At 36.3% G+C, this 12,745-nt stretch carries 8 protein-coding genes; 1 reads left to right on the top strand and 7 read right to left on the bottom strand.

The genetic code is table 11. From position 1 onward, the window contains the following. Positions 1 to 77: 77 nt before the first annotated feature. The 7 genes from ACZ5R4_RS19610 to ACZ5R4_RS19580 all read right to left on the bottom strand — a co-directional run bounded on the left by ACZ5R4_RS19610 (position 78) and on the right by ACZ5R4_RS19580 (position 10,149). The gene (locus ACZ5R4_RS19610) at positions 78 to 1,424 is read right to left on the bottom strand and encodes an ABC transporter substrate-binding protein (protein ID WP_277678727.1); all 1,347 of its coding nucleotides are present in this window, start codon (positions 1,422 to 1,424) and stop codon (positions 78 to 80) included. Between the two features lie 166 nt (positions 1,425 to 1,590). Beyond that, positions 1,591 to 2,169 (bottom strand): hypothetical protein, encoded by a 579-nt coding sequence (locus ACZ5R4_RS19605; protein ID WP_054859787.1) that lies wholly within the window; start codon positions 2,167 to 2,169, stop codon positions 1,591 to 1,593. A gap of 247 nt (positions 2,170 to 2,416) precedes the next feature. Then, positions 2,417 to 3,427 carry a substrate-binding domain-containing protein gene (locus tag ACZ5R4_RS19600; RefSeq protein WP_277678744.1) on the bottom strand — a complete coding sequence of 337 codons (1,011 nt, stop codon included), beginning with the start codon at positions 3,425 to 3,427 and terminating at the stop codon, positions 2,417 to 2,419. A 273-nt stretch (positions 3,428 to 3,700) separates the two neighbouring features. Beyond that, entirely contained in the window at positions 3,701 to 4,876 is a 1,176-nt protein-coding gene (locus ACZ5R4_RS19595) for a glycoside hydrolase family 130 protein (protein ID WP_464367861.1), read from the bottom strand. Then, positions 4,866 to 6,047 carry an AGE family epimerase/isomerase gene (locus ACZ5R4_RS19590; RefSeq protein WP_464367860.1) on the bottom strand — a complete coding sequence of 394 codons (1,182 nt, stop codon included), beginning with the start codon at positions 6,045 to 6,047 and terminating at the stop codon, positions 4,866 to 4,868. Before ACZ5R4_RS19590 ends, ACZ5R4_RS19595 begins: the two co-directional genes overlap by 11 nt. Positions 6,048 to 6,552: 505 nt before the next feature. Continuing rightward, a complete protein-coding gene (locus ACZ5R4_RS19585; protein ID WP_464367859.1) occupies positions 6,553 to 8,325 on the bottom strand; it encodes a methyl-accepting chemotaxis protein in 1,773 nt (590 codons plus the stop codon). 21 nt (positions 8,326 to 8,346) lie between these two features. After that, positions 8,347 to 10,149 carry an ABC transporter ATP-binding protein gene (locus ACZ5R4_RS19580; RefSeq protein WP_277678732.1) on the bottom strand — a complete coding sequence of 601 codons (1,803 nt, stop codon included), beginning with the start codon at positions 10,147 to 10,149 and terminating at the stop codon, positions 8,347 to 8,349. A 173-nt stretch (positions 10,150 to 10,322) separates the two neighbouring features. On the opposite strand from ACZ5R4_RS19580, the gene ACZ5R4_RS19575 reads away from it, so the two are divergent. Continuing rightward, a complete protein-coding gene (locus tag ACZ5R4_RS19575) occupies positions 10,323 to 12,548 on the top strand; it encodes an alpha-galactosidase (RefSeq protein ID WP_464367858.1) in 2,226 nt (741 codons plus the stop codon). Positions 12,549 to 12,745 lie beyond the last annotated feature (197 nt).

Raw genomic sequence — 12,745 nt, 5'->3', positions numbered from 1 at the left:
AGGATTTTCATTCTTCTGTCTTTAGAGAAAGCACACCATTCACCACTACTGGTGAACAGTGCGCTTGATTTATTTTCTTACTCCCCTACTATTTTTTCATACGCCTTGGACCAGTCTTCATTCCAGCTCTTCATGACATCATCGTAGGATTCATCTCTGTTACCGATTGCTGCTTCAATAAGGATTTTTTTGTTTGGCTCTAACCACAAACCAACTTCTGATTCTTTATCTATTTCGTCTAGTAATCCTTCTTTACCCTCAGGTGCTGGAGTTAACATAGAGAATTGCGCTCCTGCTTCCTCTGCTTCTTTCAGTTCATCTGGTAAAGGTACATCCTTAGAGGCACTAATTCCACCAGCTTGTTCTACAGAGTATCCAGACTCATGAATAAACCAGTCTACCCATGCGAAAGCGGCTTCTTTATTTTCACTATGCTTGTTAATGGAAATGTTTAAATCTGCACCTAATGAGAAAATTGTATTTTCTGCATCTGTCGGAAATGGCATCATGGCAATATTATCACCATTGTCTCCTGCACCCTTGATTTGCTCAATAGCCCAAGAGCCTAATACCATTGTCGCGATCTCACCATTATTCATTCTAACCTTAGATGCTTCCCAATCCGTTGTAAGTGGATCCTCTTCAATTAAGCCTTTTTCTGCTACTTCATACATGAGATTATAATGCTCGTAGTGTGGATCTCCTTTATCAAACGGAGTAGGATCTTCAAGCATTTCCACATTATAATAATCTACATTTCCTGCTGTTGTTGTTACCGCTCCTTCCCATTGTGTTAACGGCCAACCTGCAGCATAATTTGTATACAATGGTATGGCATCTGTGTTCTCTTTTACCTTTTCTAACGCAGCAATAAATTCATCTTGGGTTTTTGGTAATTCTGTAACTCCTGCTTCTTCAAATACCGCTTTGTTATAAACGACTCCAGTATAAGTCAAGGCGATTGGTATACCATATACGGTTCCATCCACTTGACGTTCCTCAACACCTAAATATTTTTCATTCATTTCCTCTAACGTACCCATAGGCTCGAAGAATTTCGGAATATCTTCAATCGGAACCTGTACTGGTAAATATTGAACATCTCCGTAATCCTCTGTATTCATACGTGGCATTATTTCTCCACCGTAATCCGTTAGTGCTTCAAAGCTTACATTTACATTTGGATACTTTTCATTAAATTTCTTCGCATAATCTTGGTAAACGGTATCCACAATGTCCGTTCTATGTGTAATAACTGTTAAATCCCCTTCAATCTCTTCAGGATCTTTTTCTTTCCATGTCTCGTATAATGGATCACCTGAGGAGTTGTCACCAGAAGCTTCCTCTTCTTTATCTGAGGAACAGCCAGCAACGATAAGTACAACTAACAGTGTCGCAAAAAACATTACTAATTTCTTACTCATGTTTTTTGACCCCTTTCCCTTTTATTTAAGTTAACGTTTAAGTTAACAATAACTTAATAATAACGTGCAAACGGTTACTAGTCAATAGTTTTTAAAAAATTATTTACTTAATCTCTTACTTTATACATTATAAAAAACCCCGGTTAATGAAACCGAGGTTTTTAGGCTATAGCTTTTTCAATTGGAACAGAAGATGAATACTGATCCCAAATAGACTTGGTCCAAATGCCAAAAAGGCGATTAAATTCCACCATGCTAAAAGCGACAGACAGAGGAAAATAAGTAAAATACCTAAGGAACGGATTGGATGCTTTATTGCTGTCACAAAAGCAAGTGCTAAAGAGTATCGGATCGTTTGCTTTTCAAATATCAAATAATAGATTGTGTAAACAATATTTAAGTTAATTAGAACAAGCAAATAAACACAAATAATCACCATTGCCAAACTAAACATATGATGTGAACGATTAATAAAAAATAACGCAATACTAACTAAAATGTTCAGAAAAACCGCAATAAAAGAAATAAGAGGTGATTGACTGTAGTTCGCATAATTCTCTTTAAATAAATCCTTTATTTCCATCTCCTTATTTGTTATCATCTGTTGACTTGCCATCCACAAGGAGGCTGTTGCTGGAATAAAGCTATAGATAATTCCACCCTTTAGCAAGTAAATCCAATAATAAAAACTAATAAGTATCCATTTATAAATAAACTGAAAAAGTCGAATAATAGAATCTCCCACAATACTCCCCTCTCTTCTCTTCTTGTTGAATATAAAAGGCGCCGATATATTTATCGATAGCGATTCGATATGTTAGAAAAAACTCGCATTCGCTCGTCCTTTAGCGGGTGCGTTAGTTTTTCTTATACTTTGGACTTCAAAATTTTCGCTTCGTCGCATTACTTCTTGCAAAAATTTTATGTTTTTCCTAACGTGGAAAAAAGACCAAGGCTTCAACCTTGGTCCATTACCGGTAAATATACATTTTTTATTTGCCTAGTCTTTGGACAGAATCTCGATAAATAATTTTACCTTTTACTGCAACTCTTCCGAATGCTGCCGTTTCATCATCCATCTTCTCGCAAATAAATTTCACCGCATTTTTCGCCATTTCATCAATATCTACTTCCACTGTTGTTAAGTTAGGTGATGTTAATGTCGCATAAATATCATTATCAAATCCGACAACCGAACAATCCTCAGGAATTTTAAAGCCATTTTTTTGTAGTCTTTCCATTAACAAATGGGCAACCTGATCACAGTTACAAACGAACGCAGTTGGTAATGCTTCTGGTAAATCGAATTCAATAAAGCTTCCACGGTCATCACGATCACTTATTACATATTCTTGTTTCAAGTGAATTTTGTGTTCTAATAACGATTTATAATAACCGAGAAAACGATCTTGAATGCTGCTTGTGGAGAACAAATTACCGACATAAGCAATTTCGCGATGCCCTGCCTGAATCAAATAGTTCGTCAATTCATAGGCACCATAAAAGTTATCGGTAATTACGGCGTCTACGTCAGCATTTTCATCATAAAAATCTAAAAACACGAGTGGCATATCAACACTCTGCATCAACTCAATATATTCCTTAGAAGGTTGACCGAGTAGAATAAAACCATCCACTCTCCTTTCATGATATATCCTTGGAAGCTTTAAACCTTCTTCATCGTCAGATGGCAAAATATGAATAATGCCATAATAGCCTCTTTCTTCTAATATTTGTGCAATCGACTGATAAACTTTTAAGTAAAAGGATTGTGTCATACCAGTAAAACGTTCCGGAATGATCACACATACGTTATAGGATTTCCCGTCCTTCATTGATTTTGCCATTGTATTATAGCGATAACCCATTTTGTCTGCTAAGGCTTTAATCTTTTCTTTTAATTCATCACTTACCCCGTCTTTATCATTTAACGCCTTTGAAACGGTAACACTGCTTACATTTAGTTTTTCTGCAATATCCTTCATTGTCACATTTGTCTTCAATTTATCCACCCCAACCTTATCATTCAAACTGAACAATCCCCTTGTAAGAATTATCTTACCATTGATCCAGCCTCATTACTTAATTATTTTACTTAATTATTACTTATTTTGGTTTGACAGTAAAGTACCTGGACTTATTTCTATATAAATTATCTCCTCAAAGCGGCAATCTTCTTTATATTTGAATTTGAAAGTAGGGGCCTGTCAAATAAAACTGTGATAAAATGAGCTGGATTTGGATAGGCATCCAGACCCAGCTGTTAGGTTACATCATTACTTGTTCAGTAGCACTTCATTTTTTAAGATTAAGTCTTTTCTCTGCTGTGCATTCTCTAAAGAACGATAAGCATCCTCCGGTGTGTTAAACGTATAGTCTATTAATCGGTCCATTGTAGTAGTCGCTACATGAATTCTCGTATCACTAGAAGCATAATAAATAAATACTTCCTCGTTCTCATTCACGATTGCACCATTACAAAAAATAACGTTGGACACATCACCCGTTCGCTCATCATCATATGGGGCTACAAAGTGTCCACCAGGAAGGGCGATCACTTCAGTAGGATTCTTTAGACTAGTAGCAAAAGTATATAAAACATAGCGCAATCCTGCGGCAGTATTACGAACACCATGAGCAATATGAATCCAGCCTTTGTCTGTTTTAATAGGGGCAGGACCCTGACCATTTTTCACTTCATAGATAGTGTGATATTTTTTGCTATGAATAATTTTTTCCTTTTCAATTACTGGGTTGGTAATATCCTTCGTCAATCCAAAAGCAATCCCACCACCAGATCCTGTTGAAATAAAACCGTCCTGTGGTCTCGTATAAAACGCATATTGTCCATCGACGTATTCAGGGTGTAAGACGACATTACGTTGCTGAGGGGAAGGTGTTTGAACATTAGGTAGCCTTTCCCATTCCTTCAAATCTTTCGTTCGAACTAAGCCTGCTTGAGCAACAGCGCTTGATGTATCAAATTCATCAGCAGACGGATCTTTACTTTCAGAGCAATAAATACCATATATCCATCCATCTTCATGCTTTACCAATCGCATATCATAAATATTGGTTTCCTCTTTATCCACATCATCCCATACTAATGGTGTATCGATGAATTGGAATTGATCTATCCCGTTATCACTAACAGCAAGGGCGAAGATAGATTTACGATCGACACCTTCTAACCTCACCCCCATATAATATTTTCCCTCGAAATAAATCGCACCAGGATTAAACGTCGCATTAACGCCGAGACGTTCGATAAAAAAAGGATTCGTATCTCTATCCAAATCAAATCGCCAATGTAATGGTACATGATGACGAGTCAGAACAGGATATTTATATCGGTTATAAACCCCATTGTAAAACTCCTGATCGATTTCATTTCTTCTTTCCAGTAATTTCTTTTGTTTCGCTAATAGTTCATCATATTTTTCATGAATCATTCTCCGACATCCTTTCGATAAATTCTAAACAAAATCTTCCGTTATGATAAGAGGTTTTCCATGGTTCACCGATTGCCCTTTCCGTTGGAGTACCATGTTCATCGACTGACCAATACCATTCCCCTTTTTCACGCTGATCTACGATAAATTCCTTTGTGTATTCCCATAAGCCTCTAATCAGTTTTTCGAATGTTGGATCTTTCGTATGTTGATAAGCATTCAAAAATCCAACCATCGCTTCCGCTTGAACCCACCAAATTCTTGTTTTGTCATAGGTTTTTTCTATTTGTTCATTAATGAGAGAGCCATCTTCTTGCATGGCATAATTCGCTATATTATAAGCAATGTCTAGTACCATTTGCTTGTAATCTGAATTATCCAAATGCAAAACTTTTATCGCTTCATCCATTAACCAACTTGCTTCAATATCATGACCAAATGATTTTATCGAAAGTAATGCGTTCCATTTTTTATCAAAAAATACTTTGAGAAATTTAGAATCTTGATCATAGATTTTATCGTAATGTACCTCCAACAGATTCAGAAGACGTTGCTTTAACTCTTCTGTCGGTTTTGCCTTATATAGATTGGTATACGCCTCCAAGACATGAATATGTGTGTTCATCGTAATTTCCGCGATAACCCCATTCTCGCTGAGCATTTCGTTTTGAACTGGGTTCCAATAGCGATCAAATTCTTCCATATAAGCATTATGGATAGGATCAAAGCCCTTATCTTCGATTAGTTCATAGATTTCCAATGCAAGCTTTAAAGCTTCCTCTGATTTCGTTGCACGGTAATATTCACTTAAGGCATATATTGCAAAAGACTGTGCATACACATGCTTCCTCGTATCCTTCGGTTCTCCTTTATAATCTACTAACCAATAAATCCCCTTATTGGAATAATCGTATAACTTGTCACGTAAAAAAGCATAGAGATGATCCGCAATGTGGAGATATTTTTTGTTTTTTGTTACACGATAAGCACTTGAAAATGTCCATAAAAAACGAGCAGTAGCAATACCACCTTTATCCGCTTTTCTATCAACCATTAAGGAATAATCTATTACTCCATAAAAGCCCCCATGCTCTTCATCCTTTAAATTCATCCAAAAAGGGAGAATTTTACTTTCCAATTGTTGTTGAATTTCGGCTTTGATTTGTTGCAAGTTGCAATACCTCTCTTTCCTTTATCGATAACCTAATAATTCAATAATAGTTAACTAATAATAACTTGTCAATTTATTATTCCATAATAGTTCCTATGGACTAGCATTGTTTTCTAAAAGCAAGAGATCATAATCGTTGGGTTTTACCACTCAATAAACAGCATCAAATCACAATCATAATAGTTAATCTCACAATGAATAAGGTTGACTACTTAATAATTGAGGTAAGATTGCATTTAATGTGATTGACCTCACAATAGATAGCATGAATTCACAACTATGAATGAATTGTACTCTCATTACTTCCCTTGTGAATTGGATAGATTTATTGCGTGCTTAACAGACAAGTTTGTGATCTTCAAGTTCATTATTGTGAGTTCAACCTTCCGAATTGTGACCTCAACTACTAACTCGATCCTTCTAGATATTCTTTTACAATGTTTAACTGAACATAAAAAACACCCGAAAAGTTAGCTTCATATTCTAACTTTTCAGGTCTTGTTTTTTATACTTTAAATTTAGAAAATGCTGCTTCTAACTCATTCGCCATAGCGGCAAGCTCCTGAGAAGATGCTGATAATTGTTGCATCGCAGCATTTTGTTGCTCTGACCCTGCAGCGATTTTTTCCATACTTTCGGCAGAGGCCTCTGAGATTTTTTGCACCTTTCTAGCAGCACTACTTACATTTCCTACCTTTTCATTTGTATTGGTAATGGTATCACTCACTTGTTGATTATGCGAGATAAGGGTGTGAATCGATTGGAGCATTCTACGAAATACAGATTCAAACCTTGTAACCTTCATTACTCCTTCATCCACTGATTTTATGCTGTCACCCATTACTTCTACTGCTTTATCTGTATCCACGGTTGAGTTCGTAATTAAATGCTGGATATTTTCTGTTGCACTGGCCGTTTGTTCCGCTAGTTTTCTTACCTCTTCTGCTACTACAGCAAAGCCTTTACCATGCTCGCCAGCACGAGCAGCCTCAATAGATGCATTTAATGCTAATAAATTGGTTTGCGAGGATATCGAATGAATCATTTCTACAATACTACTAATTTTCGCAGAATGTTCACTTAAAGATTGTATAATTTCTCCTATTTTATCAACTTGACCTTTTACTTGGTTCATCTGCTTGATCGTATCTTCCACATTTGCAGCGCCATTTTCTACTTCTTCCTTCGTTTCCTCACTTAAATCCATAGCATGATCCATTGAAACTGTCAGCTCTTGCCAAGACTGTTTCATATTGTCCGTGATCATAGTCGTCTCATTCATGGATTGCAACTGATCATCAGATCCATTTGCTACATCTACCATATTTGAAGTTATTTGTGTATTTACTTGAGCTGTCTCCTCAGCATTTTTGCGTAATGTATTCGACATCTGTGTTACTGTTTCGGTTGTTTGTAACAGACGTACGATAGAACCATGAAGATGATCAGCCATACGATATAGCGTATTCTGGATGGTAGCGATCTCATCTTTTCCCTCTACTGTTATTTGCTCTGCTGTTAGATCTCCATCTCCTAACCTTGTTGCAAATATCTCTAAATCTCGAAAACGTGAAGACATTCTTTTATTCACTATATGAAGAATGACAACGGAACTCAAAACGACCAGAACAACAATTAGCATGACTAGAATCATCGTAATAGTAGACTTACTCTCCATATCCTTTTGTAAATCACTTCGATTGTTTAACATTAATTCCTTTAATGTCATCAATTCTTGAATCGTATAGTTTCTTAGTGTAGTCGCTTTATTATGTAAATCTGTCTGAACAAAAATATCGACACGTTCCCCTTTATCACGGTACTCGGCTGTCTTTGGAATGATTTCCTCAAAGAAAAGTTCATCCATTTGTTGGTTATAATCACTTACTTTCACAAAGATTTCCTTTTCTTCGTCTGTCTCTAGCTCTTTTTCTGTTGAATCGATTAATGTAAGGAACGAATCATTTTCTTTTTGATAATCTTCCACCGTAGTAGTTGGATGCTGTTCTGTTAATATATCTGAAATAATAATAGATTTTTGCTTAAAAATAGATGCCATTTCGACAATATCTATCGATGCATCACTTTTCTCATTCACTTTGTCTGCTTCCTTTAAAACACTATTAACGGAAACAATCGTAATAACAGAAGAGAGGATAAATAATGCTAAGACTAAGCTAAAGAGAATCGTATATTTTTGTGAGATTTTTTTATCCTTCCATATTGTAGTGTTCCATTTCATTTTCGGTATGCGTAACCTATTTATTAGCTTTTTCATTTGGACCCCCTAATGATTTTACTAAGAGCTGCTAGCTTCCTCAGAGGCTGTTTTCATCATAAAAAACTCCCCTTTCTTTTGCAAAAGCTGCTCATAACTCCCCGTTTCCACACATTTTCCATTTTTCATAACAACAATTCGATCCGCATCCTGAATAGTTGAGAGACGATGGGCAACAATAAAAGTTGTTTTCCCTTTCGTTAATTCCTTCATCGCCTCCTGAACTAGTTTCTCAGATACATTGTCTAATGCTGAGGTTGCTTCATCTAGGATAATCATTTGAGGATTTCGAATAAATGCACGCGCTATTGCAATTCTTTGACGTTGGCCTCCAGATAACCTGTCACCATGTTCTCCTATTTTTGTTTCTAATCCTTCTGGTAATTCCTCAATAATATCACTTAAGTTGGCCATTTTTACCGCAAGATGAACTTCTTGTTCCGATACATCCGCTAGTCCATACGTTATATTTTCTCTGATCGTACCGGAGAAGAGAATCGTGTTTTGAGGCACAACGGCAATTTTTTTACGAAACCTCCTCATATGAATCTCATCCATCGGGATACCATCAATTTTTATTATCCCAGAGGTTGGCCGATAAAAACCTGTTACTAGATTTAAAATAGTAGATTTTCCTGCTCCTGACTCTCCAACGAAAGCGATCATTTCCCCTGGTTTTACGGATAATTGAAAATCATTTAATACATGTCGTTCAGAATCCCGGTACTTAAAGTAAACGTGATCAAATTGCACATTGCCTTCTAAAGATTTTAACTTAGTTTTTCCTTGATATTCTTGTGTTTCCTTAGCAAAAAGGATTTCAGAAATGGAATGCACTGATTCAAACCCTTTCGCTAGCTGTGGATAAATATTGATAACACCGGAAATGGACATCAATATTTGTGTAAAATAGGTTTGATAAAGTACCACATCTCCAATTGGTATTCTCCCTTGATATGCTAGATAAACGGTGAATAATAGGCATAATACCTGAAATAACTGAAAAGCAACCCAGTTACTAGCACCAAAAATCGCTTCCGTTATATCAAGTTTATAGCCTTTACCTCTGACATGTTGAAGTAATGTATCCATTTTATTTATTTCGACTTTTTCCAATCCATGCGCTCTTGTTACTGGGATCATTTCTACTGTCTCAGCTACTTGGCCAGACATTTCTTCTACTTGTTCGCGGAATTCCCTGTTTCTTTTATTTAACTTCCCTCGAAAAAAGTAAACAATGACAATCGAAATTGGGATGGCAATAAGAAAGAACGATGTGACAGTCCAGCTTCTATTGGCAGTTACAATAATGGCAACGATAACATTCATAAATGCAGGTAAGACACCGAGCATGATCTGCTTGGACATGATTTCAATCATTTCGACATCTCTTAATACCTTCGCCTGCAGCTTTCCCGAACGCAAGTCACCATGAAAAGAAATAGACAGATGCTGTAATTTGCGAATCAATGTACTTCTAAGTCCTGCCTCTACATGGCGGATTGCTTTACTCATAAAACTAATATGAAGTATTTGGCTCGGTAGATTTTGCATAATAACGACCGTTAAAATAATAATATTAATCCAAAGTGTTCTTATGTTAGAGTCCTCGGGCGCTGCGGCAAAATTAATTAAATTTGCTGTAACAATAGGTAGAATCCAAACTGGTGAATGTTTTAGCAAAAAAAATAAAAAAGAGAGAAATAACTTTTTATAGTGACCTCTATATAACGCATGTAAAGTACGAAATAACTTCCCTTTTATATCTGCTTGTTCTTCAAATCTTTTTTCAAAATCCAAGGAAATCCCATTATCCTTTGACACACTATCCCTCCTAATCACTATTATCGACATATAACCTAATCCATTAAGTAATATATTAAAACTTTTTTTATTTATTTGTCTAATATAAAATGCTATTAATTCTTTAACCTTTGACATCACGGATTTTATCTAATATATTAATAAGTAAACGTTAACCTTTAAGGGGGATTAAATTGTCAATAACTATTAATGAAAGTCATTTAGAATTTCACCTTTACAATGATCAAATTAGTTATATTTTTCGCGTATTAGAAAAAAGCCATCAGCTGGAGCATTTATATTATGGTAAGCGAATTCATCATCGAGATTCTTTTGCGCATTTAATTGAGCGTGAAATACGTCCTTCCTGTAACATGTTTGAAGGTGATCATACTTCTTCCATGGAACATATTAAACAGGAATATCCTAGCTTTGGATCTACAGATTTTCGCTTTCCCGCTCATGTGATCATGAGAGAAGATGGAAGTCATATTACTAATTTTGTCTATCAGGATTTTCGTGTTATAAAGGGTAAAAAAAGTATTGATCACCTACCTGCCACTTATGTGGAACAAGAGACAGAAGCAGATACCCTAGAGATCGATTTGTTTGATAAGGTATTACAATGCCAATTAACGCTAACCTATACGATCTATCAGGATCGAAATGTGATTAGTAGACATGCTAGATTTGTAAATATCGGCAAAGAGGACTACTTCCTCGATCAAGCGATGAGCATGAGTCTCGATCTACCAGATGATCAATTCGAAATGATTCATTTACAAGGGGCGTGGGCAAGAGAAGGCCATCTCGAAAAGAAAAGATTATCCAAAGGGATTCAATCCATTTATAGTAATCGTGGTGCAAGCAGCCATGTCTTTAATCCTTTTCTAGCACTTAAGAGATTCCAGACGGATGAACAGAAAGGGGAGGTATATGGCTTTAGTCTTGTATATAGTGGGAATTTTCTGGCACAGGTAGAGGTGGATACTTATAATGTCAGCAGAGTAACAATGGGGATTAATCCTTTTCAATTCAAATGGAAGCTAGCTGCAGGTGAGAGCTTTCAGACTCCTGAATGTATTATGGTCTACTCCGATCATGGTTTAAATGGGATGAGCCAGACCTTTCATAAGCTTTATCGCGATCGTTTAGCAAGAGGATACTGGCGTGACAAGACTCGCCCTATTTTAATCAATAACTGGGAGGCTACCTATTTTGATTTCAATGAAGACAAAGTATTACAAATTGCCAAAACAGCTAAGGATTTAGGGATAGAGCTATTCGTTCTAGATGATGGCTGGTTTGGTAAGCGTGATGATGATTCAAGCTCACTTGGGGATTGGTTTGAATATGAAGAAAAATTACCGAATGGTATCGAAGGACTAGCTGAAAAAGTAGAAGAGTTAGACATGCGCTTTGGTCTTTGGTTTGAACCAGAAATGGTATGTAAGGATACTAGACTATTTGAAGAACATCCTGATTGGATTATCGCAACACCTAACAGAAGGGTGTCCCATGGTAGAAATCAATTTGTGCTTGATTTTTCTCGGTGTGAGGTAGTGGATCATCTTTTTAATTTAATGGATCAAATCATTTCGAAATCGAAAATCTCTTATATTAAGTGGGATATGAATCGCCATATAACCGAAGCATTTTCTCAGGCACTTCCTACTGATCAACAAGGGGAAGTATACCATCGTTATATTCTAGGTGTGTATGATTTATATGAAAGATTAATAGAAAAATATCCTGAAATATTATTTGAATCTTGTGCTGGTGGTGGTGCACGTTTTGACCCTGGAATGCTGTACTATGCTCCACAAACATGGACAAGTGATGATACGGATGCAGTGGAACGGTTAAAGATTCAATACGGTACTTCGATGATTTATCCTTTAAGCTCCATAGGTAGCCATGTTTCGGACATCCCTAATCATCAAGTCGGAAGAATGACCCCAATCGATACTAGAGCAGCTGTTGCCTATTTTGGTACCTTTGGCTATGAATTAGATATTACCAAGCTATCCGATCAAGAAAAAGGTCAAGTACGAGAGCAAGTTGCCTTTTTTAAAGAGAATCGAAAGCTAATAAGAAATGGGGAATTCCATCGTTTACTGAGTCCATTTGATGATAACATTACGGCTTGGATGGTAGTGAGTGAGGATAAAACAGAAGCATTGGTCGGGTACTATAAAGTTTTAGCTAAGCCAAATGAGCCGTATCAGCGCATTAAGCTAACAGGGCTTGACCCGAACCAGCTTTATCAAGTAAATAACGAAACAAGCTATTACGGTGATGAATTGATGAATATCGGGATTATTCTTGCTGGAAATTATATTGATCGAGCAAGTGATTACTGGAGTCGCGAACATCCAGGAGATTATCAGGCTAGGTTGTTTATGTTAAAGGCTTTATAAAATGGAAGGATCTAGCTTTTTTTGGCTAGATCCTTTGTTATTCTTACCTATTTGTTAAACCCTCCCCAATTTCTCTATAATGTAGTCATAAAAATATTAATTAGAGCAGTATAAAAAATCTCCTATAAATAACAGAGCTAATCCTTCTTTGTTCCATGCTCATTCTTACTCCCCTTTTAATATATGTCATGAAAAGT

This window comes from Gracilibacillus sp. JCM 18860, from assembly GCF_055395245.1.
Note: the sequence above shows the minus strand (reverse complement) of the source record. Positions and strands in the feature narration are given on the sequence as shown.